The organism is Plantactinospora sp. GCM10030261 (genome assembly GCF_042666615.1).
GTDB lineage: Bacteria > Actinomycetota > Actinomycetes > Mycobacteriales > Micromonosporaceae > KBS50.
This window is the reverse complement of the sequence record NZ_JBHTDD010000014.1, coordinates 124,867-146,348: the sequence shown is the minus strand read 5'-3', so window position 1 is coordinate 146,348 and position 21,482 is coordinate 124,867. Positions and strand designations below refer to the sequence as shown.

General features: G+C 72.5%; 18 protein-coding genes. 3 read left to right on the top strand and 15 right to left on the bottom strand.

Annotation, left to right across the window (positions count from 1 at the left end; all coding sequences use genetic code 11):
- Positions 1–18: 18 nt before the first annotated feature.
- The 12 genes from ACFQUZ_RS18355 to deoC form a co-directional block, all read right to left on the bottom strand.
- Positions 19–687 carry a permease prefix domain 1-containing protein gene (locus ACFQUZ_RS18355; RefSeq protein ID WP_377443685.1) on the bottom strand — a complete coding sequence of 223 codons (669 nt, stop codon included), beginning with the start codon at positions 685–687 and terminating at the stop codon, positions 19–21.
- A gap of 89 nt (positions 688–776) precedes the next feature.
- Entirely contained in the window at positions 777–2,711 is a 1,935-nt protein-coding gene (gene cydC / locus ACFQUZ_RS18350; RefSeq protein ID WP_377443683.1) for a thiol reductant ABC exporter subunit CydC, read from the bottom strand.
- A complete protein-coding gene (gene cydD, locus ACFQUZ_RS18345) occupies positions 2,708–4,447 on the bottom strand; it encodes a thiol reductant ABC exporter subunit CydD (RefSeq protein ID WP_377443681.1) in 1,740 nt (579 codons plus the stop codon). Before cydD ends, cydC begins: the two co-directional genes overlap by 4 nt.
- Positions 4,444–5,451, bottom strand: a complete 1,008-nt coding sequence (locus ACFQUZ_RS18340) for a cytochrome d ubiquinol oxidase subunit II (RefSeq protein ID WP_377443679.1) — start codon at positions 5,449–5,451, stop codon at positions 4,444–4,446. Before ACFQUZ_RS18340 ends, cydD begins: the two co-directional genes overlap by 4 nt.
- A 9-nt stretch (positions 5,452–5,460) precedes the next feature.
- Complete coding sequence (locus ACFQUZ_RS18335; protein WP_377443677.1) at positions 5,461–6,720, bottom strand: cytochrome ubiquinol oxidase subunit I; 1,260 nt, start codon at positions 6,718–6,720, stop codon at positions 5,461–5,463.
- A 111-nt stretch (positions 6,721–6,831) separates the two neighbouring features.
- Complete coding sequence (locus ACFQUZ_RS18330) at positions 6,832–7,737, bottom strand: M56 family metallopeptidase (protein WP_377443675.1); 906 nt, start codon at positions 7,735–7,737, stop codon at positions 6,832–6,834.
- Between the two features lie 2 nt (positions 7,738–7,739).
- Complete coding sequence (locus ACFQUZ_RS18325) at positions 7,740–8,261, bottom strand: BlaI/MecI/CopY family transcriptional regulator (RefSeq protein WP_377443673.1); 522 nt, start codon at positions 8,259–8,261, stop codon at positions 7,740–7,742.
- Positions 8,262–8,343: 82 nt separating this feature from the next.
- Positions 8,344–9,045 (bottom strand): hypothetical protein, encoded by a 702-nt coding sequence (locus ACFQUZ_RS18320; RefSeq protein ID WP_377443672.1) that lies wholly within the window; start codon positions 9,043–9,045, stop codon positions 8,344–8,346.
- Between the two features lie 306 nt (positions 9,046–9,351).
- Complete coding sequence (locus ACFQUZ_RS18315) at positions 9,352–10,047, bottom strand: DinB family protein (RefSeq protein WP_377443670.1); 696 nt, start codon at positions 10,045–10,047, stop codon at positions 9,352–9,354.
- A 7-nt stretch (positions 10,048–10,054) separates the two neighbouring features.
- Positions 10,055–10,888: an aldehyde dehydrogenase family protein gene (locus tag ACFQUZ_RS18310; RefSeq protein ID WP_377443668.1), complete on the bottom strand. Its 834-nt coding sequence runs from the start codon at positions 10,886–10,888 to the stop codon at positions 10,055–10,057.
- Positions 10,881–12,311, bottom strand: coding sequence for an aldehyde dehydrogenase family protein (locus tag ACFQUZ_RS18305; RefSeq protein WP_377443666.1), 1,431 nt, complete (start codon positions 12,309–12,311; stop codon positions 10,881–10,883). Before ACFQUZ_RS18305 ends, ACFQUZ_RS18310 begins: the two co-directional genes overlap by 8 nt.
- Before the next feature lie 5 nt (positions 12,312–12,316).
- A complete protein-coding gene (deoC, locus tag ACFQUZ_RS18300) occupies positions 12,317–13,300 on the bottom strand; it encodes a deoxyribose-phosphate aldolase (protein ID WP_377443664.1) in 984 nt (327 codons plus the stop codon).
- A 128-nt stretch (positions 13,301–13,428) separates the two neighbouring features.
- On the opposite strand from deoC, the gene upp reads away from it, so the two are divergent.
- Positions 13,429–14,061 (top strand): uracil phosphoribosyltransferase, encoded by a 633-nt coding sequence (gene upp, locus ACFQUZ_RS18295; RefSeq protein ID WP_377443662.1) that lies wholly within the window; start codon positions 13,429–13,431, stop codon positions 14,059–14,061.
- 53 nt (positions 14,062–14,114) lie between these two features.
- On the opposite strand, the gene ACFQUZ_RS18290 is transcribed toward upp, so the two are convergent.
- Complete coding sequence (locus ACFQUZ_RS18290; protein ID WP_377443661.1) at positions 14,115–14,606, bottom strand: NUDIX domain-containing protein; 492 nt, start codon at positions 14,604–14,606, stop codon at positions 14,115–14,117.
- 95 nt (positions 14,607–14,701) lie between these two features.
- On the opposite strand from ACFQUZ_RS18290, the gene ACFQUZ_RS18285 reads away from it, so the two are divergent.
- Positions 14,702–15,382, top strand: coding sequence for a GPP34 family phosphoprotein (locus ACFQUZ_RS18285; RefSeq protein WP_377443659.1), 681 nt, complete (start codon positions 14,702–14,704; stop codon positions 15,380–15,382).
- A 63-nt stretch (positions 15,383–15,445) separates the two neighbouring features.
- Here ACFQUZ_RS18285 and ACFQUZ_RS18280 read toward each other — a convergent pair whose 3' ends face one another.
- Entirely contained in the window at positions 15,446–17,113 is a 1,668-nt protein-coding gene (locus ACFQUZ_RS18280; protein WP_377443657.1) for a phospho-sugar mutase, read from the bottom strand.
- Positions 17,114–17,232: 119 nt separating this feature from the next.
- Complete coding sequence (locus ACFQUZ_RS18275) at positions 17,233–19,329, bottom strand: protein kinase (RefSeq protein WP_377443655.1); 2,097 nt, start codon at positions 19,327–19,329, stop codon at positions 17,233–17,235.
- 239 nt (positions 19,330–19,568) lie between these two features.
- Here ACFQUZ_RS18275 and ACFQUZ_RS18270 point away from each other — a divergent pair, with 239 nt between their 5' ends.
- Entirely contained in the window at positions 19,569–21,149 is a 1,581-nt protein-coding gene (locus ACFQUZ_RS18270) for a methylmalonyl-CoA mutase (RefSeq protein WP_377443653.1), read from the top strand.
- Positions 21,150–21,482 lie beyond the last annotated feature (333 nt).

Genomic DNA, 21,482 nt, shown 5'->3' with positions numbered 1-21,482 from the left:
TGTCGCCCACTGGCCGGATCAACGCACGCCGACCAGGTAGTTCCGCACGCCAGAACCCAACCAGCCGTACGCGACGACGAGCGCGACCAGGCCGATCAGCATGGGGGGCCAGAGCAGCGCGCCGTCCCACAGGCGCACCGACCAGACCCACAGGACAGCGGTGTTCACAAGCGTGGCCGCCAGCGCCACGGTCAGGCCGGTGCCCGCCAGCCGGACCGGCCATGCCGACTCGTCCGGACCGCGCCGCGCCAGCCACGCCAGGATACCGATGCTGGTCACGGCGCTCACCAGGGCGGCCACCCAGAGCCAGTTGACCGCCGCGCTAACGAGTTGATAGCCGGCCGGCGGCGGCGTCGCCGACCAGGGCGAGCCGCGCCAGGTCAGATCACCAGTGCTGATCAGGACGGCGGCCACCGCGAGCGTCCGTACGGCCAGGGTGCGTACCGACCGGGCGGTGATCTCGGTCTGGTACTCCCCGGCCAGCCGGCCGGCCGCCCCGAACTCGGCCAGCGCGTGCCGTTGCGCCTCGTCGGTGGACAGCCCGTCAGCCTGGTACCCCTCGGCGGCGTCGGTCAGCCCGTCGCGTACCTCGGTGAGCAGGTCGATCTTGAGGCGCGCCGGCCCGCGCAGATGGCCGTCGAGGTCGCGCACGTACTCGTCGATGAGCGTCGCACCGGGTTCCAGCATCCGTCCAGCATGCCACCGGGACCCGCGGACCGCGTCCGGCGATTTCCCGGAACGTCCCCGAGCCAAGGTCAGGGACGTGCCCGGACGGGTCACGGAGCCAGGCTCAGGTAACCGCGCTCGGCCGCCTCCTGGAGCAACCACTGGTCGCGGTACCAGCCGGGACGATCCCGCAACGCCGCGGGCGCCCCCCGCTGGATGATCCGGCCACCGTCGAGGACCAGGATCTCGTCGTACGCGTCGAGCCCGCTCAGGCGGTGGGTGACGAGCACGAGGGAATGCCCAGCCGGCATGGCGGCCACGGCTGAGGCCAGCACCCGGTCGGCGGCGGTCGGGTCGAGCCCTTCGGTCGGTTCGTCGAGCACGAGGACGGCCGGCGCGGCGAGCAGGGCGCGGGCCAGGGCGAGCCGCTGCCGTTGTCCACCCGAAAGCTGTCCGCCATCCTCACCGACGATCGTGTCCCAGCCGTCCGGCTGAGCGTCGATCCAGTCCAGCAGCCCGGCGGCGGCCGCCGCCGCGGCGAGGTCAGGGTCGTCGGCCCCGGGGCGGCCGAGCGCGACGTTGTCCCGAACGGTGGCGTGGAAGACATGGGCGTCGGCGGTCAACCCGCCGATCAGGCGGGGCAGCCGCTCCTCGCCGTACCGGGAGATGTCGATGTCGTCGAGTGTGGCCCGACCCGCCTCCGGCACCAGTGCGCCGGTGAGCACGCCGAGCAGGCTGCTCTTGCCGGCGCCGCTTGGGCCGACCACGGCGACCCGCCGACCTGGTGGCAGGTCCAGGTCGATGTCGTCGAGCGCGGGACCCGGGGACCCCGGGTAGCGGACTCGAACGCGGGTCAGCCGCAGCCGGTGCCCGACCGAGGGCTCGGCGGTGTCAGTGGTCGTCCCGCGGGCGCGGCTGACCGCGTCGTCCGGCGCGGCGGACCGCTGCGCCGCGTCCAGCTCCGCGCCGGGCCGGTCGGCGGGGGAGCGCGCGACGGACCGTTCCGCCTCGTCGTCGGGAGTGGGCAGCAGTGCCGCGACGCGGCGCAGGCCGGTTCGTAGCTGCGCCCACTGCCGTGCCGCCGCAACCAGTGCCAACGCCGACTCCAGGGCGGCCAGGGCGCCGACCGCGAGGACGCCGACCAGCACCCCGCTCACGTCTGCCCGCAACGCGACCAGGACGACCGCGGCGCTTGTGGCTCCGGCGAGCAGCACGCCCACGGCGTCCACGGCGAAGCCGGCGGCGGCGAGCCGGCGTTCCAGCCGCGCAAGCCGCCGGGCTCGACCGGCCGCGACGTCCAGGGCGGCCTGGGTGGCGCCGAAGGCGGCCAGGTCGGCGGCACCGTGTGTCAGGTCGACGGCGTCCGCGGCCAACGCCCCGCGCAGCGGCGCCACCTGGTCGGCCGCGCGCCGGGTCAGCATCACCGCGACGGTCGGCAGGCCGACGGCGGCGAGCAGCAGACCGGCCAGTAGCGCGACGGCACTCGCCGGCGCGATGACCACGGCGCCGGCGACCGCGACCACCGCGACCACGGCGGCCGCCGCGCCGGGCACCAGCACCCGCAGCAACAGATCCTGCACCGCCTCGACGTCCGAGACCAGCCGGCTGAGCGCGTCACCGCTGCGCCGATCGCGTTCGTCGCCCCGTCGACGGGCGAGGCTGGCGAACACGCCGGCCCGCACGTCGGTGACCACCCGCAGGGTCGCGTCGTGTCCCACCAGCCGTTCCGTGTAGCGCAGCACGCCACGGCCGACGGCCAGCGCGCGGACCGCGACGATCGCCACGGTGAGGGCGTCCAGCGGTGGTCGGCCGGCGGCGCGGATGAGCAGCCAGGTGGCGGTGGCCATCAACACCAGCCCGGCCAGCTCCGTGCCGGCGGCCAGCAGGCCAGCCCCGAACAGCCGGCTCAGGTAGGGGCGGGCCAGCCGGAGCACGGCACGTTCCGGCCCGAGTCGGCGGCGGGGCCCGGCCACCGGCTCGGACCCGCGCTCCGGGGCGAGCCCGCGCTCCGGGGCGAGCCCGCGCTCCGGGGCGAGCCCGGTCATCCGACCGTCTCCGGCGTCCGGGCCAGTTCGGTGAGCCGGCCGTCAACAACTCGGAGCACCCGATCGGCGTTGCGCAGCAGGGCAGGCCGGTGGGCCACCAGGACGGCCGTCCGGCCGGCCGCGAGCCGGTTGGTCGCGTCCAGGACGGCCGCCTCGGAGGCGCCGTCGAGCCGCGCGGTGGGCTCGTCGAGCAGCACCAGCGGGGCGTCCCGCAGGAAAGCCCGGGCCAGCGCCACCCGCTGCCGTTGCCCGCTGGACAGCCCGTACCCGCGCTCGCCCAGCGGCGTGGCCAGCCCATCCGGCAGCGCCGCCAGCACGTCGGTGAGGGCGGCCGCCCGGACCGCCGTGTCGACGGCGTCGGTGGCCGCCGTCGGGTCGCCCAGCCGGATGTTGTCGGCCAGCGAGGTGGCGAACAGGTGGGCCCGCTGCGGCACCCAGGCCACCCGACGGCGCCAGTCCTCCAGGTCCATCTCGGTCAGGTCGACGCCGGCCACCGTGATCCGGCCGGCGGTGGGTCGGACGAACCCGAGCAGCAGGCCGAGGAGGGTGCTCTTGCCGGCGCCGCTCGGCCCCACCACGGCGATCCGGTCACCCGGCCGGATGGCAAGCGTGACGTCCCGCAGCGCGGTGGTTCGTGGGTACGCGACGGTGACTCCCTCGAAGCGGATCTCGCCGACCGGTGCCGGGGAAGTCTCGGGCACCCCGGACCGGTCCGCGGGTCCGGTGGCCCGGTGGGTGACCGCCGCCGGGCTGGTGACTTTGGTCGCGGAGGTCGCCCCGCCCGGTTCCTCGTCGTCGGAGAGGGTGAGTGCCTCGTCGAGCGCCGTCAGGCCCTCCATGCTGGCGTGGAACCGGCTGCCGGCGGCTCGCAACGGCAGGTATGCCTCGGGCGTCAGCAGCAGGACGAGCAGCGCGGTCGGCAGTGCGATGCCGCCACCGAGCAACCGCAGCCCGATCGGGACCGCCACCAGGGCAACCGAGAGCGTGGCCACCAGTTCCAGCACCAGCCCGGAGAGGAACGCGACGCGCAGCGTCTTCATGGTGGCGATCCGGTGCCCGTCGGCCATCCGGCGGACGGTCCCGACCTGGGCCCTCGCCCGACCGAAGGCGCGCAGCGTCGGCAGGCCGGCCACCATGTCGAGGAAATGGCCGCCGAGCAGCGAGAGCCGTCGCCATTGGCGCTCCGTGGCGGCCTGTGCCTGCCAACCGAGCAGCGCTCCGAAGATCGGTATCAGCGGCAGCGTCATCGCGATGATTAAGGCGGAACTCCAGTCGGCGGCGCCGACCCGGAGCAGGACGGCGACCGGCACGGTGACGCTGAGCACGAGTTGCGGCAGATATCCGGTGAAGTAGGCGTCGAGGGCGTCCAGCCCGCGCCCGGTGAGGGTCGCGAGCTGCCCCGCGCGCTGCCCGGTCAACCACAGTGGACCGCGCCGGCCGACCGCGGCCAGCAGTTCGGTGCGCAACGCGGCCTTGACCGTGGCCGCCATCCGGGCGGCCACCACCCCGGAGGCCCAGTGCAGCGTTCCCCGGGCGGCCACGCTGGCGACGAAGCCGGCCAGGGCCACCCGGTCCAGCCGGCCACCGGCGCCCGCCGCGAGGGTGGCCGCGAGCGCGGTCGCCTGCCCGATCACCGCGAGCGCCGTGCCGACGCCGAGCAGCACGAGCAGCACGAGCTGGCGCCGGGTCGCGGGGACCCGGCGCGGCAGCCGCGGATCGAACGGGCGACGGCTCACCAGTACACCGGCGCGCGGCCGTCGACCCGTCCGCGAAACACCCACCAGCACATCACCTGGAAGCCTATAAGGGTCGGCAACAGCGGCACCGCCACCCAGCTCAGCAGCCGCAGGGTGGGCGCACTCGCGGCGGCGTCCGCCACGGTGAGGCTGGCCGCCGGGTCAACGCTGGAGATCAACGCGTACGGCCAGGTGATCGCCGCCACCGCGAAGACCGGAAGCGCCAGCGCCACGGCCGAGCCCGCGAACGCGACACCGGGACGGTTCCGGCGCAACGCGCCTCCGATCACCAGCAGTACGGCGGCGAGCAGCACCGGCACGACGATGGCGGTCACCGGTTGCTGGACGGTCTGCCGTACCCGGTCGGTGAGCAGGCCCACGACGGTGACGGTGGCCACGGCGGCGAGCGCGGCGGGCACCAGCCGGCGGCCGTACCGGGCGGCTGCCGTGGCGGCGGCCTCCGGCAGCCGCAGGGCCAGGAACGTGGCGCCGTGCAGGGCCACCAGCGACAGCAGGGTGAGCGCCCCGGCCGCCACGAACGGGGTGAACACGTGACCGACGCTGTGCACGCGCCCGTCGGCGGCCAACGGGACGCCCTGGAGCAGTCCGGCGAGCACCGCCCCCCAGCCGAGCGCGGCGAGCGCGCTGCCGATCACCACCAGCCGGTCCCAGCGGGCGCGGGCCCGGTCGCTTGCCGGCCGGCTGCGCAACTGGACGGCGACGGTCACCACGATCACCCCGACGAGCGCGAGGACCACGACGGGATACAGCCCGGAGAGCAGCTCACCCTCCAACATCGGGAACGCGCCGAACAGCACCCCGACCGCGGCGACCAGCCACACCTCGTTGCCGAGGAAGAACGGGCCGACGGCGGTGAGGGCGAGCCGGCGGTCGGCCGGCGCCGCCCGACGGGCGAGCCAGAGACCGACGCCGTAGTCGTAGCCCCCGAGGACCAGGTAGGTGGCGAGGAAGGCGCCGAGGATGACGTACCAGATGATGTCCATGAGTTCCCCTCAGCGGGCCAGGACGGGTTCGGCCGGGACCGGCGGGAGGTCGTCGGCCGCCGTCGGTGGTCGGCCGAGCGCGGGGTCCGTGGCGCCGCGCGCGGCGTACTTGGCGATCAGGGTCCAGTTGGCGACGGCGAGGGCGCCGAGTAGCAGCGCGAAGCCGATGAAGGAGGCGAGCATCACCCCGCCGCTGATCGGGGTCACCGCGTCGTCGACCCGGAGCAGGCCGTACGCGGCCCAGGGCTGGCGGCCCACCTCCCGGGTGAGCCAGCCGAGGATGGCCGCCACGAAGGGCAGTGGGATGGCCAGCAGCAGGATGTAGAGCGGGAAGCGCAGCCGGATCAGCCAGTCCCGATAGAGCAGTGGGACCAGCACGGTGCCGAAGAACAACCCCATCCCAATGAGGATCATGAAGCCGAGTCCGACGCTGGCCAGCACCGGAGGTTCGTAGTCGTACGCTCCGAACCGCTCGGTGAACTCGGCGATCTTGGCGGCCTTGTCGACCTCGCTGCCGAACTTGGTGGGCTGCGCCTCGGCCACCGGCCCGAACTGGGCGAAGCCGAAGCCGATCAGGAAGATCGTGGCGACGCCGGCAGTGCTGAGACCGATCCGCAGCGAGGTGCGGAACGCCAGGTAGTCGGGGTTGCGGCGGATCAGGTGCCAGGCGCTGATCCCGGCCATCAGCACGCCGCCGGTGACCACCGCCGCGGCGATCACGTGCCCGAAGGCGAAGCCGAAGGTGGGGTTGGTCAGCAGCGCCGAGAAGTCCGTCAGGTGCGCCACGCCGTCGCGGATCTCGTAGCCGACCGGGTTCTGCAACCAGGCGTTGGCCACCATGATCCAGAAGGCCGAGGCGTACGCGGTGAGCGCCACCCCCCAGAGCAGCGCGAGGTGGACCCCCCGGCGCAGCCGGTGCCAACCGAAGATCCACATGCCGAGTAGCGTGGACTCCAGGAAGAACGCGACGAGGGTCTCCATGGCCAGCGGGGCGCCGAAGACGTTGCCGACGTAGCGGGACAGTCCACTCCAGTTCAGGCCGAACTGAAACTCCATCACGATGCCGGTGGCGATTCCCAGCACGTAGTTGATCAGGTAAAGCGTGCCCCAGAACCGGGTGAGCCGCTCGTAGATCGGCTTGTTGGTGATCACCCAGGCCGTTTGCAGGTACACCAGCAGGGTGACCAGGCCGAGCGTCACCAGGACGAACAGGAAGTGGATCGTCGTCGTGGTGGCGAACTGCAGGCGGGCGAGGAGCAGCGGATCCATGGACCGGCCTCCGGAGGGCGGTTGCTGTGCAGTGGTGGCCTACATGTAGCAGGTCTACCTATCGTCGCGCTGAACGATACGACGCGGAGGATGCGGCCGGCATCGGGGAAATCAACTAAGGAACAGGCAGATCGGCGCGGCAACCAGAGCGCCCGTGGTGGCCATCGCGACCGTACGCCGGACCAGCGGCGGCCGGCCGGCGTGCAGTAGCCGGCGCACCCGGACGTCCAGGTCCCGGTTACCGAGACCCAGCGCGCCGGCCGGGGCGGTGCGCGGCCCCGCCGTGGCGAACCGCAGCAGTGCCGCCGCCAGCGATCCGTCGGTGTGCTGGCGGCGGGCCCTGTCGTCGGCCCGCATCTCGACCAGCAGCGCCACCGTGGCGTGTGCGCGGCGCAGCCAACCCGCCCGCGGGAGCGCCCGGCACAGCGCGGTGAACGGCAGCAGCACCAGGTCGTGCCGCTCCGCCGCGTGCGCCCGTTCATGGCTGAGCACCGCGGCCAACTCGGCCCGGTCGAGCAGGCTCAGGGTGCCCGCACTCACCACGACGCGGGGCCGGACCCCCGGCAGGCAGTAGGCCGCGGCGCTCGGGTGGTCGAGCACCAGCGCGCCCGGGGCCGCCGGATCGTCCCGGGCGACCAGGTTCAGCAGTTCCCGGTGCCGGCGCTGGGCGCGGGACGCCGCGAGCAGGCTGCGGGCCGTGGAGCCGAGCAGCACGCTGCCCACCCCGAGACCGATCCCCACCATGGCCAGGTGCGCCGGTCCGAGGTCGGCTGGCAACCGGCCCCCGGCCAGGTCACCGACCAGGGCCAGCAGCGCCCGGCCGGTGCCCCGGTCGTACGGGGCCAGCCCGAGCGCGACCGGCAGGCCGATCACCGACAGGCCGAGCGACAGTCCCATCGCCTGCCAGCACAGGATCGCCACCCGGGGGCTGTGCCACGGCCACCGGGCCCGGGTCAGCACCTGGGCGGTCAGATAGCAGGCCAGTGCCGTACCGGCGAAGTGGGCGGCGGCGACCACGGTCAGTCCCGCCGGTCCGCGACCCGGTCGGTGGCAGTCGCCCCCGGGCCGGTGGCCGTCCCCGCCCGGCCGGTGACCGCGTCGGCCTGATCGGTGACCGCGTCGGCCTGGCCGGTGAGCCCGGCGGCCTCGTCGGTGAGTGCGGCGCGGAGGATCTCGGCCTCCCGGCCGGTCACCGAGCGGGCGAACCGGATCAGGGCCGCGCCCCGGCCCAGCCGATCGCCGTCCCCGGCAGGTTCGGCCGGGGAGTCGCCAGCGAGATCCAGAGCGTCGAGCATCAGCCGGGCGATGTGCGCGTCGCGGCTGGCCGCCGGCCGGTAGCTCCAGGCCCGGCCCTGCCGCTCCCGCTGCACCATCCCCTTGCCGGCGAGTCGGTCCAGCACTGTCATCACCGTGGTGTACGCGAGATCGCGGTCGGTAAGCGCGTCGGCGACCTCCCGGACAGTGACCCCGTCGGCGGTGCCGGGGCTGCGGTCCCACAGCACGTCCATCACCGCGCGTTCCAGATCACCCAGTCTCGTCACGCCTCGATCCTACACGGCGTAGTAGAAGCCTCGCGGTGACGTGGGTCCCTGTCAGTCGTCAGCGGGAGAGCTGAGGTGGGTCTCAGCGGCGGGTCGGTCGATGCTGACCTCGCCGCTGCGGCGGGGCATGAGAAGCGCGTACGGTCCACGGCCGGGTGTCGAGGACGGCAAGCACTTGGCACCGCGACGCGATCCAGGCACCGGTGTCAGAACATGTCCAACCGGCCAGATTCAGCGCCTTGGTGTGCAACTCCTTGAGCGGCCTGTTGTAGATCGGCTCATGATGACCAATCCTGTTTCGCAACTCGTGCAGGTCGGCCATGGGCCCATGGACATCCCGGCGCAGACGCTTGCTGGGCCAGGCGCCGCGCAGGTACGGCCACAGGGACCGGTCGTAGGCGCGGGTGAGCAGGAAGGGCCAGAACCCGAAGGTGAGTTCGGCGACGACGCGTCCTGGGGTCTCCTGCCGGCCGTCGCGGGTGGCCTGCTCGCGCGCCTTGGCTACCTGCTGATGGCGACGCTCGTCCAGGACACGGCCGGGGTCGAGGTACCAGCGGGGCTCCTGGTAGAGACGGGTGGACCAGTCGGTCAACTGTCGATGCATGGCGTTGCGGATTAACACCTCGACATGGCCCAGGGTGATCCAGAAGGCCCCGCTCATCGTGGCATTCCACTCGTACAGCGCCACCGTCGCGTCGAGGTCACCGCCCACCGAAGCCTGGTAGGTGCCCAGGCGTTCGGCGGAGAAACGCTGCTGTAACAGCTGTGCTGTCGCCTCGGCCACCTATTCCACTCCACCGACGGGGCAGTGCTCACGGGTTCGCGCGCTGGCACAGCGTAGGGCTTTGGCTACCGTCGGCGCGACAGGACGTGCGGGAACGGGGATCGAAAAGTGAATGGCGCCCGCCCAGATGGGGAGCGCCATTCAGCAAGTTTGGAGCCAGAACTCTGGTGGTCCGAAGACGCCCAGAGCGTTCGCGGACGATTCTACTACGACCCTGCGGGCCCGGACTACCGGATCGGTAGTCGCGCCATCACCTCGCGGTGACGCGGTCGCTGTCGGTCGTGGATCTCCCGACGGTGGCCCGTCTCATGCACGGTCACGTCGTCCGAGTGGACCAATTCCGGCCTCGCGCAGCACCTCGGCGTGTTCCACGTACTCGGCCGTGGAAGCGCGCTCGCGAACCCGGGCGACGAGCTGAGCATCTCGTGCCGCGACGGACTGCCGATGATCGAGGGCAGCCTGCTCCACTCGTCGGTGGTGGTCCAGCCACCATGACTCGTCTGCGGGCGGCAGGTTGTCGTTCCTGGGCAGCAGCCCGGCCGCGCCGTCGATGAGTTCGCGCACGATGTCGGCGTGGCCGGCGTGCCGTTGTGTTTCCGCGGTGACGTGGACCAGGACGTGGTGCAACGTGACCGCCGCATCGCCCCACCACGGCACGTGGCCGACCTCATCCAGGGCAAGGGCCTCGATGGTGGTGTCGGCGTGAGTGATCGCGCGACGATGCAGTGCGACGATCTCCTCGCGGGTCTCGTCCGCGGTCGCCCACATGTCGGCATTGGTCTCCGCCCCGTCGCCGACGTACGGAAGATCCTCCGGAAACGGTCGGCCGAACACCACGCCGAAGTAGAGGATCTCCATGGCCGCCGAGTGCTTCACCAGACCGAGCAAATTGGTGGCGGTCCGGGTCAACGGACGCCGAATATCGTATTCGCTGAGCCCGTCGAGCTTCCACAGCAGCGCGTCACGGCCGCCCTTCAAATAACTGTGCAGGTCTGCCTTCATCGTGGCCCTACACGCCCTTCGGGTGCCAGACGGTCTTGGTCTCCAGCAGCGTCGTCATCCGGGCCAGCCCCGGCTCGACGAACCAGTCGTGATCGGCGGGCACCGGACGCAGCACCCGCTTCAGGTTCTCGGCGGCACCGCGTTCCAGCTCGGCGGCCAACTCCGGATCGGTCACCCCGGTCAGGTCCAGCGCGTTGACGTCCATGTGCGCGGCCAGCCACGGCGCCGTCTCGGCCGGCCGGCCGGTGAGCAGGTTCACCACCCCACCCGGCAGGTCCGAGGTGGCGAGCACCTCGGCCAGCGTCACCGCCGGCAGCGCGCCGGGCTCGCCGACCAGCACCACCGTCGTGTTGCCGGTGACGATCGCCGGGGCGAGCACGCTCACCAGACCGAGCAACGCCGGTTCGGCGGGGGCGACCACCCCGACCACACCCGTCGGCTCCGGCGCCGACAGGTTGAGGTACGGGCCGGCGACCGGGTTCGCGCCGCCGTACACCTGGGCGATCTTGTCGGCCCAGCCCGCGTACCAGACCCAGCGGTCGATCGCCGTGTCGACCTCGTCGACGGGCACCCCCAGCCCGACGAACTGGTCCCGCCGGCCCTCCAGCATCTCGGCCACCCGGTAGAGGATCTGACCCCGGTTGTACGCGGTGGCGCCTGACCACCCCTTGACCGCGGCGCGGGCGGCGAGCACCGCGTCCCGGACGTCCTTGCGCGAGGCCAGCGCCACGTTCGTGTCACCCACGAGATACGACCGTCCCGACTCGCTGCGCGGGAACTTCCCGCCGATGAAGAGCTTGTACGTCTTGCGAACCGCCACCCGGCCCGGAGAGTCAGACATTGAGGTACGCCTCCAGCCCGTGCCGGCCGCCCTCGCGGCCGTAGCCCGACTCCTTGTAGCCGCCGAACGGCGAGGTCGGGTCGAACCTGTTGAACGTGTTGGCCCACACCACCCCGGCGCGCAACCGGTCGGCCAGCCACAGGATGCGGGAGCCCTTGTCCGTCCAGATCCCGGCCGACAACCCGTACGGCGTGTTGTTGGCCTTCTCCACGGCCTCGGCCGGGGTGCGGAACGTCAGCACGGACAGCACCGGCCCGAAGATCTCCTCCCGGGCGATCCGGTGCGCCTGCGTCACTCCCGTGAAGACCGTGGGCGCGAACCAGAAGCCCCGGTCCGGCAGCTCGCACGGTGCCGACCAGCGCTCCGCCCCCTCCGCGGTGCCCACGTCGGACAGCTCCCGGATCCGGGTCAGTTGAGCGGCGCTGTTGATGGCGCCGACATCGGTGTTCTTGTCCAGCGGATCACCGACCCGCAACTGCGCCATCCGCCGCTTCAGCGAGCCCATCACCTCGTCGTACACCGATTCCTGGATGAGCAGCCGGGAGCCGGCGCAGCAGACGTGGCCCTGGTTGAAGAAGATGCCGTTGACGATGCCCTCGACGGCCTGGTCGATCGGCGCGTCGTCGAAGACGATGTTGGCGGCCTTGCCGCCCAGCTCCAGGGTGAGCTTCTTGCGGGTGCCGGCGACGGACCGGGCGATCTGCCGGCCCACCTCCGTCGAGCCGGTGAACGCGACCTTGTCGACGTCCGCGTGCTCCACAAGCGCGCGGCCCGTGTCGCCGGCGCCGGTGACGATGTTCACCACGCCCGGCGGCAGGTCGGCCTGCTGGCAGATCTCGGCGAACAGCAGCGCGGTCAGCGGGGTCGTCTCGGCCGGCTTGAGCACCACCGTGTTGCCCGCCGCCAGCGCCGGCGCGATCTTCCAGGCCAGCATGAGCAGCGGGAAGTTCCAGGGAATGACCTGACCGGCGACGCCGAGCGGCTTCGGCTCGGCTCCGAACCCGGCGTACGGCAACTTGTCCGCCCAGCCGGCGTAGTAGAAGAAATGCGCGGCCACCAGCGGCAGGTCCACGTCCCGGGACTCGCGGATCGGCTTGCCGTTGTCCAGCGACTCCAGCACCGCCAGCTCCCGCGAGCGCTCCTGGATGAGCCGGGCGATCCGGTACAGGTACTTGGCCCGGTCGCGGCCCGGCATCGGACCCCAGACCCGGTCGTACGCGCGCCGGGCGGCGGCCACCGCCCGGTCCACGTCCCCCGGCCCGGCCTCGGCGACCTCGGCCAGCACCTCCTCGGAGGCGGGATTTATCGATTTGAGGGTGCCGCCATCGGTCGGGTCCACGAACTCGCCGTCGACGAACAGGCCGTACGACGGCCGGAGGTCGACGATCGCCCGGGACTCGGGGGCGGGAGCGTACTCGAACATGCCTGTCAGTCCAGGGTGAAGTAGTCGGGGCCGGCGTAGACGCCGGTGGTCAGTTTGGTGCGCTGCATCAGCAGGTCGTTGAGCAGGGACGAGGCGCCGAACCGGAACCAGTCCGGGTCCAGCCAGTCCGGGCCGGCGGTCTCGTTGACCATGACCAGGTATTTGATCGCGTCCTTGGTGGTGCGGATGCCGCCGGCCGGCTTCACCCCGACCTGCCGGCCGGTCGCCGCCCGGAAGTCGCGTACCGCCTCCAGCATCACCAGGGTCACCGGCAGCGTCGCGGCGACGGGCACCTTGCCGGTCGAGGTCTTGATGAAGTCGCCGCCGGCCAGCATGCCGAGCCAGGAGGCGCGCCGGACGTTGTCGTAGGTGGCCAGCTCGCCGGTCTCCAGGATGACCTTGAGGTGGGCGTCGCCACAGGCGGCCTTGACGGCGACGATCTCCTCGTACACCTCGGTGTAGCGGCCGGCGAGGAACGCGCCCCGGTTGATCACCATGTCGATCTCGTCGGCGCCGACGGCCACCGCGGCCTCGGTGTCGGCGATCTTCACGGCCAGCGGCGCCTGGCCGCTCGGGAACGCGGTCGCCACGCTGGCCAGGTGGACGCCGCTGCCGCTGTGCCGTTCGGCGGCGGAGCCGCGGAGAACCTCGGCGGCATACGGAACCATCGTCGGATAGACACAGACGGCGCCGACGTGCGGGCAGGACGGGTCCGCCGGGTCCGGACGCAGCGCCTTGGCGGACAGCGCGCGGACCTTGCCGGGCGTGTCCGCGCCCTCCAGCGTGGTCAGGTCCACCATCCGGATCGCCAGGTCGATCGCCCACGCCTTGGCCGTGGTCTTGATCGAGCGGGTGCCGAGCATCGCGGCCCGCTGTTCCGCCCCGACCTGGTCCACCCCCGGGAGGCCGTGCAGGAACGTCCGCAGGGTCGCCTCGGATCGTCCCAGGTCATCCAGGTCCGATCGACGCGGACTCGTCGTCGCCGTCATGGCGAAGAGTCTACGCATCGGCGCGTTTTGTGATCTTGACCACGGTGGACCGCCCGGTTGCTCCCACACCCCGCCGTGGAACAGGGCGGCGGGGGCACGCTCCCGCAGGTCGCGTAGGTTGACCGGTCGTGGACGTAATCGTTGTTGACCACCCGCTGGCCCAGTCGCGCCTGACCGCGATGCGGGACGCCCGCACCGACTCGGCGTCGTTCCGGGCGGCGCTGCACGAACTCACCACGATGCTGGTGTACGAGGCGGCGCGGTCGTTCCCGGTCGAGACGTACCCGGTGCAGACCCCGGTGGCCCCGGCGGACGGCACCCGGCTGGCCAACCCGCCGCTGCTGGTGCCGGTGCTGCGCGCCGGGTTGGGCATGGCCGACGCCGCGCTCGGCCTGCTGCCCGAGTCGTCGATGGGCTTCGTCGGGCTGGCCCGCGACGAGGAGACCTTCGAGCCGCGGGCGTACATGGAGTCGCTGCCGACCGACCTCGCCGGCATTCCGGTGCTCGTGCTGGACCCGATGGTGGCCACCGGCGGGTCGCTGGAGCACTGCTGCCGGCTGCTCGCCGAGCGGGGCTGCGCCGACATCACGGTGCTCTGCGTCCTGGCCGCGCCGGCCGGCATCGAGCGACTGGAGCGGTCCGGGCTGCCGCTGCGGGTCGTGACCGCGTCCCTGGACGAGGGTCTGAACGACCGGATGTTCATCGTTCCCGGGCTCGGCGACGCCGGAGACCGGCAGTTCGGCGGCATGCCCCGGTTCTGACCACCGGCGATTGGTCGGGTTCGGCGGGCTCGTTCGGCGGCGAGGGCCGGCCGTCAGCCGGCGAGGCTGTAGTGCCAGCCAACGGCCTCACCGGCGGAGAACGGCATCACCCCGTGGAAGACCGCCGGCTCGGCGGCGAAGACCAGGGGCAGGAAGTGCCGGTCACTCGGCCACATCGGCACCCGGCCGGCCAGCACGTCGGCCACCTCGGTCCAGACCAGCGTTCCCTCCGGGCACTCGCGGTACGCCTCACCGGACCAGACCGGCACGCGGAAGAGGAAGCCGAACCAGTTCTCGCCGCCGCGACCGAAGCCGGGCCAGGAGATGGTCCCGGCGAGCTGGATCGGGCCGCACTCCAGCCCGGACTCCTCGCGAATTTCCCGACGCATCCCCTCGACCACGTCCTCACCGGGTTCGAGTTTGCCGCCAAGCCCGTTGTGATATCCGAAATGCAGATCGTCGGGGCGTTTGTCCCGGCGTACCAGCAACACCCGGCGACGGTCGGCGGACAGTACGTAACCCAGGGTCGCGACGATGGCCTGCACCGGCCCACCCTAGATCCCGCACCGCCGGGACACCGCCGAAGGAGGACCGGCGGGATGCATGCGGGAGGTGCGCGGACCGGCTAGCGTTCCGGGCCATGACCTCTGTTGCGCTCGCCGAAGAGCTGCTGCTGCTGGCGTACGACGACAAGTCCGGCAAGGCGGTCGGATCCCGCATCGGACTGGACCTGGGCATGGCGGCGGCGGTTCTGGTCGACCTGGCCCTGGCCAACCGGATCACCTTCGCCGACGGGTCGCTCGTGGTGACCGACCCGACACCCACCGGGGAGCCGATCGCCGACGGCGTGCTGGCCCGGCTCGCCGCCGACACGCCCCACACACCGGCCTCGTGGGTGCAGCGGCTCCGGCACGGCCTCCGCGACCAGGTCCTGGGCGACCTGTGCGCCCGGGGCGTGATGCAGGACGTGGACGAGACGGCCATGAACGGGTTCGTGCATGTGCACCGCTACCCCTCCATCGACCCCTCGGTGGAGGCGGAGATCCGCCGCCGGCTGGCCGACGTGCTCACCGGGGCACGGGTCGCCGACGAGCGGACCGCGGCCCTGGCCACCCTGGTGGCGGCGATCCGGATGGAACCGCGGCTCGGGCTGGACGGGCAGGCCGCGGTCGACGTGCGCCGCCGGCTGGAGGAGATCGCGGCCGGCGCCGGCTTCGGCGGCACCCCGGCCCTGGACGACTCCCGGGTACGCCCGTCGATCGCCCTGGTGATCGCGGCGCTCACCCGGGCCATCGACGCGGCCCTGGGCACCCGCGCCTGACGGCGCCGTGCTGGACCGGCCCGCGCCGCGGCGGGGTCAGCGCCAGTGGAAAGGGGCCATCGCTCACCGCCTGAGGGCGGTGGCGATCTCGGTGCGCAGGGCGGCCACCGCGGTCGCCGCGCGGCTGCGGGCCCCGCCGACGTCGCCGTCCGCGACCGGCTCGACAACCTCCAGGTACGCCTTGAGCTTGGGCTCGGTGCCGGACGGTCGGATCACCACCCGCGTGGTGGCGGAGCGCAGGATCAGCACGTCGGATTCCGGCATCCGGTCCTCCACCGCGGTCACCGGGTGACCGAGCAGAGTCCCCGGGGTGGCGGTCCGGAGCCGGGCCATCGTCGCCGCGATCTCCCGTAGGTCGGTGACCCGGATCGAGACCTGGTCGGTCTGGTGCACGCCGAACTCGGCCGCCAACTCGTCCAGCCGGTCGGTGAGGGTCCGACCCGTCACCTTCAGCCCGGCCGCCAGCTCGGCCACCAGCAGCGCCGCCGTGATCCCGTCCTTGTCCCGGACGTGGTCGGGAGCGACGCAGTAGCCGAGCGCCTCCTCATAGCCGTACCCGAGCGGATGCTCCGTCCCCGCCCCGGCCCGCACGATCCACTTGAACCCGGTAAGCGTCTCCGCGTACGGCAGGTCGCGGGCCGCGCACATGGCCCGCAGCAGGGACGAGGAGACGATGGTGGTGGCGTAGAGCGCACGCGTTCCCCGGCGCATCAGGTGGTCGGCGAGTAGCGCCCCGACCTCGTCGCCGCTCAGCATCCGCCAGCCGCCCTCCACCGGCACGGCCACCGCGCAGCGATCGGCGTCCGGATCGTTCGCGATGGCGATGTCCGCACCGGTCGATTGAGCCAGGGTCAGCAGCAGGTCGGTGGCGCCCGGCTCCTCGGGATTGGGGAACGCCACGGTGGGGAACAGCGGATCCGGCTCGGCCTGCTCGGCCACCATCGCCGGGGCCGTGAACCCGGCGCGGACGAAAGCGTCCACCAGCACCGGCCCGCCGACCCCGTGCAGCGGCGTGTACGCCACCGTGAGGTCCCGTTGCCCGTCCGGGGCCAGCGCGGCAACGGCCCGGTCGAGGTATCCGGTCACGATCTCCTCGCCGAGCACCTCACCCGGTTCCCCGAGCGGCACCTCGGCGAGCACGACGACCTCCCGGATCGCCGCCTCGATCTCCACGTCGGCCGGCGGCACGATCTGCGCCCCGGCGCCTCGGTCACCACCCAGTTCGGCGCCCAGGTACACCTTGTAACCGTTGTCCTGCGGCGGGTTGTGACTCGCCGTCACCATGACTCCGGCGACCGCGTCCAGCGCCCGGACCGCGTACGCCAGCACCGGGGTGGGTAGCGGCCGGGGAAGCAGCAGCGCCGGTCGGCCGGCGCCGGTGGCCACCCGGGCGGTGCGCTCGGCGAACTCCCGGGAACCGTGCCGGGCGTCGTACCCGACGACAAGCGGACCGGAACCACCGCGCTGGGCGAGCCAGCCGACCAGCCCGGCGGCGGCCCGGGTCACCACGGCGAGGTTCATGCCGTTGGGGCCGGCCCGCAGCGGGCCGCGCAACCCGGCGGTGCCGAAGGTGAGCGGGCCGGCGAACCGGTCGGCCAGCTCGGCGCGGCTGGCCGGCAGGTCGGCGAGCAGCCGCCGCAACTCCAGCCGGGCCGCCGGGTCGGGGTCGTCGGCCAGCCAGGCCCGGGCCAGCGCGGTCAGCTCGTCGCTCTCGTGGGTCTCCGCCGTCATGCGGTCGTTGATAGCACGCCACCGGCCGGCGCCGGGCCGGCGGGCGGGTGCGGTTGCCCTCTGGACGTCCAGTCGGCCTCTGAGCCCGCCCCCCGGCCGGCCAGAGAACGTCGTGACGGTCAGGACTCCGCGATCTCGAACGAGCGGACCATCTCCTCGAAGATCGGCCGGCTGTCCGCGAACGTCGCGTCGGTCGTGGTGAGGTAGAACGAGTACGCCTTGCCGTCCCGGACGACCCCCCGCCACACCCCGTGCCGTCCGGTGCCGCTGTCGCCGCAGGTGTACTCGAACTGGGCGGCCGGTTGACCGACCAGCTCCACGTCGGTCATCTCCACCCGGTTGTACGGCTTCGCGCAGGACTTGGTGTTCTTCTTGAGGAAGCCTTCAGCGCCTTCCGCCCATCGCCGGGAGGAGTCACCGCCGTACGGCTCGACCAGGACCCGGACCTTGCGGGCCTTGTCCTGCGGATCGGTGTAGTCCACCCAGTTGCCGGCCGCGGACCGGGTCCAGCCCTTCGGCACGTTGACCGCGACGCCCTTCTCCCGGGCCTCCTGGGTGTCCAGCGCCGGCGCGCTCGGGGAGGCGGGATTGTTGGCCAGCGGCGGCGCGACCGGCTTCGGATCGTCCCCGCCGAAGAGCGAGATCATGCCGATCAGGAGCACCGCCACCACCCCGGCGGCGGCACCGATCTGGATCTTCCGCGGCCAGCCGCGGACCGTTCCCACCAGGTTGCTGCCGGTGGCGCGCAGCCCCGAGCCGGCGCGGACCAGGGTGCCACCGCTGCCGGCGGATCCGCCGAACCGGTTGGACCCGCCGGGGCGCTCGGGCCCACCGAACCGGTTCGGACCGGCTGCCGGCAGGCCATGGTCGGCCGGGTTGGCGGACCACGAGGGGCCGGCCGGCGACCACCCACCACCGCTCGTCGGAGCCGGGCCACCACTTGTCGGGTCGGCCGACCAGGCGCCAGCGGGCCTACCGTGCCGCCCCGGCGCCGATCCACCCTGCCGGTCCCAGGCGCCCATCGTCCCGGTCGGCGCGGCCAGGGCGCCCGGGCTCGGGAAGGCGCCGGTGGCGTCCCCAGCGGTGGCTCCGCCCTGGCGGGGGGCGCCCGGACCGGCGTGTGTCGCGGCGCCCGCACCCGGCACCGCGCCGTTCGCCGCGCCCGCCGAGCCGCCCTCGCGGCGCGGGTCAGTCAACCGGTCGTTGAGCGACTCGCCGGGCGCCAACATGGCCCGGCCACCGATCTGACCGGACGGCGTTGCCGGCGGGATCGGCGCCGGTGGCCGGGGGGAGGGCACGACAGCGTACGGGTCGGTCATCGTGTGCCCGGTCGCCTTGCTGGCCAGTGGACCGGCGAGCAGTTCCCGGAGCATGCCGCGGGAGGTGGCCACGTCGAGCCGGCGGGCCGGATCCTTCTCCAGCAGGCCGAGCAGCACCCGGGTGAGCGGGCCCGAGCGGGTCGGTGGCGCGGGCGGATCCTCCACCACGGCGTGCATGGTCTCGATCGGGTCACCCCGGTCGAACGGGGGTCGGCCCTCCACCGCGGTGTAGAGCGTCACGCCGAGTGAGAACAGGTCGCTGGGCGGCCCGAAGTCCTGGCCCATGGCCCGTTCCGGGGAGATGAAGTGCGGCGAGCCGAGCACCATGCCGGGCGTGGTGAGCTGGACATCGGTGGGCATCCGGGCTACCCCGAAGTCGGTGAGCACGCACCGGCCGTCCGAGCAGATGAGCACGTTCGCCGGCTTCACGTCGCGGTGCAGCACCCCGATGGCGTGGGCCACCTCCAGCGCGCCGAGCAACGCGACGCCGATCTTGGCGACCGCGCGGGGGGCGAGCGGCCCGTCCTCGATCACCATGTCGGCCAGGCTGCGCGCGTCCAACAGCTCCATCACGATCCACGGCCGGCCGGACTCGTGCACCACGTCGTACACCTGAACCACCGCCGGGTGCTGGAGCGCCGCGGCGGCCCGCGCCTCGCGGAGGGTGCGCTCGTACATCGCGTCCCGGTCGCTCGGAGCCAGGCCCGGCGGGAGGACGACCTCCTTGACCGCGACGTCCCGCCGCAGCAGGGTGTCGGCGGCCTGCCAGACCGTCCCCATGCCACCGTGACCGACCGCGGCGCGCAGCGCGTACCGGCCGCCGATGGTGGTGCCGGGAGCGGTACGTCCAGTCGCGGGATTGACCGTTCCGCTGTTCCACGTCGGGATCTGAGTCACAGGAGAGCCGCCGGAAAATCGGAGGGGCTGGGACACAACCCCCCTATCTTGCGCGGTACGCGACCGTTAGCGAAAGTCGCCCCCGCGGGGATTCGGGAAAAGCCACCGTGACCTGCGGTGCCGTCGTCGGGCCCGGAGAAGCGCCCGGTGACCGGCCGGACACGGCCCGGTACGTGACCCGAACGGCTGTGGGAAATCCCGCACCGCTACCGGCGGGCGGGAGGACCTACCATCCGGTCATGAGCGAACGGCGGAGCGAGTCCGGTTTCCCCCTGCAGGCGGTCTACGGCCCGGCCGACGTCGCCGACGACCTCGCCGAACGGGTCGGCAACCCGGGCGAGTTCCCCTACACCCGGGGTGTGTATCGGACGATGTACACCTCCCGACCCTGGACGATGCGGCAGTACGCCGGCTTCGGCACCGCCACCGAGTCCAACGCGCGTTACCACCAGTTGTTGCGGGCCGGCACCATGGGCCTGTCGGTGGCCTTCGACCTGCCCACCCAGATGGGGTACGACTCGGACGACCCGATGGCCCACGGTGAGGTCGGCAAGGTGGGCGTGGCGATCGACTCGATCGACGACATGCGGACGCTGTTCGACGGCATCCCGCTGGACCAGGTGTCCACCTCGATGACCATCAACGCGCCCGGATCCGTGTTGCTGCTGCTCTACCAGCTCGTGGCCGAGGAGTCCGGGGTTCCGGGCACCGCGCTCAAGGGCACCATCCAGAACGACATCCTCAAGGAGTACATCGCGCGGGGCACCTACATCTACCCGCCGAAGCCGTCGCTGCGGCTGGTCGCCGACACGTTCGCGTACTGCCGTGCGGAGGTGCCGAAATGGAACACGATCTCCATTTCCGGCTACCACATGGCGGAGGCCGGTGCCACGCCGGTGCAGGAGATCGCGTTCACGCTGGCCAACGGGGTCGAGTACGTCCGAGCGGCGATCGACGCCGGGCTCGCCGTCGACGACTTCGCCCCGCGGCTGTCGTTCTTCTTCGTCGCCCGGACCACGCTGCTCGAGGAGGTGGCGAAGTTCCGGGCCGCCCGTCGGGTGTGGGCGCGGCTGATGCGGGACGAGTTCGGCGCCACCGACCCCAAGTCGTGGATGCTGCGCTTCCACACCCAGACCGCGGGCGTCCAGTTGACCGCCCAGCAGCCCGAGGTCAATCTCGTCCGGGTCGCCGTGCAGGGGCTCGGCGCGGTCCTCGGCGGCACCCAGTCGTTGCACACCAACAGCTTCGACGAGGCGATCGCGCTGCCCACCGAGAAGGCGGCCCGGTTGGCGCTGCGCACCCAGCAGGTGCTCGCGTACGAGACGGACCTGACCGCCACCGTCGATCCGTTCGCCGGCTCGTACGTGGTGGAGGCGATGACCGACGAGATCGAGGCGGGCGTGCGCGAGTTGATGACCCGGGTGGCGGACCACGGCTCCGCGGTGGAGGCCATCGAGGCAGGCTTCCAGAAGCGTGAGATCGAGACGTCCGCGTACCGGGTGGCGCAGGAGATCGACGCCGGGGATCGGGTGGTGGTCGGGCTCAACCGGTTCGCCATCGACGAGGAGGAGCCGTACGAGCCGCTGCGGGTTGACCCGGCCATCGAGGCTGCGCAGGCCGACCGGCTGGCCCGGCTGCGTGCCGAGCGGGACGACGAGGTGGTGCGGGTGGCCCTGGGCAAGCTGCGGGCCGCCGCCGAGGGAACCGACAACGTGCTCCATCCGATGAAGGAGGCGTTGCGGGCCCGGGCCACGGTCGGCGAGGTGTGCGGCGCGCTGCGCGAGGTGTGGGGCACCTATCAGCCCAGCGACCGGTTCTGACCGCCGGCGGTCGGCTGACCGGGTGGTCGCTTCCCGCGCGTCCCGCTCTCGTCGCGTGACGTGTGTCGGCCGCGGGTTTGGGGTACCAGGACTCGATGTCGTCAGTTGCCCGATGTGATCCATTCGGGCAACGCTGCGCGATCGGCCCGCTACCGTCGGGAGACGGAGCGGACAGTATGTGTGACTTCCCCGGTCCGTGACATGTGACCTTGGTGCGGCGATCGCGGCGTGCTCGTCACGCTCGCCCCGGTGGGGCGGAGTGCCCGGAATCCGACCGTCCGTCCGAAGGTCCGGGTTCCAACACCGGGGCGGCGTGACTGGTGAGATCGTTAC

Excerpts from the sequence above, each read along its gene's own strand:
- ACFQUZ_RS18355 (WP_377443685.1), bottom strand. The coding sequence starts at position 687 with ATGCTGGAACCCGGTGCGACGCTCATCGACGAGTACGTGCGCGACCTC.
- cydC (WP_377443683.1), bottom strand. The coding sequence starts at position 2,711 with ATGACCGGGCTCGCCCCGGAGCGCGGGCTCGCCCCGGAGCGCGGGCTC.
- ACFQUZ_RS18340 (WP_377443679.1), bottom strand. The coding sequence starts at position 5,451 with ATGGACATCATCTGGTACGTCATCCTCGGCGCCTTCCTCGCCACCTAC.
- ACFQUZ_RS18335 (WP_377443677.1), bottom strand. The coding sequence starts at position 6,720 with ATGGATCCGCTGCTCCTCGCCCGCCTGCAGTTCGCCACCACGACGACG.
- ACFQUZ_RS18315 (WP_377443670.1), bottom strand. The coding sequence starts at position 10,047 with ATGAAGGCAGACCTGCACAGTTATTTGAAGGGCGGCCGTGACGCGCTG.
- ACFQUZ_RS18310 (WP_377443668.1), bottom strand. The coding sequence starts at position 10,888 with ATGTCTGACTCTCCGGGCCGGGTGGCGGTTCGCAAGACGTACAAGCTC.
- ACFQUZ_RS18305 (WP_377443666.1), bottom strand. The coding sequence starts at position 12,311 with ATGTTCGAGTACGCTCCCGCCCCCGAGTCCCGGGCGATCGTCGACCTC.
- deoC (WP_377443664.1), bottom strand. The coding sequence starts at position 13,300 with ATGACGGCGACGACGAGTCCGCGTCGATCGGACCTGGATGACCTGGGA.
- ACFQUZ_RS18285 (WP_377443659.1), top strand. The coding sequence starts at position 14,702 with ATGACCTCTGTTGCGCTCGCCGAAGAGCTGCTGCTGCTGGCGTACGAC.
- ACFQUZ_RS18280 (WP_377443657.1), bottom strand. The coding sequence starts at position 17,113 with ATGACGGCGGAGACCCACGAGAGCGACGAGCTGACCGCGCTGGCCCGG.
- ACFQUZ_RS18270 (WP_377443653.1), top strand. The coding sequence starts at position 19,569 with ATGAGCGAACGGCGGAGCGAGTCCGGTTTCCCCCTGCAGGCGGTCTAC.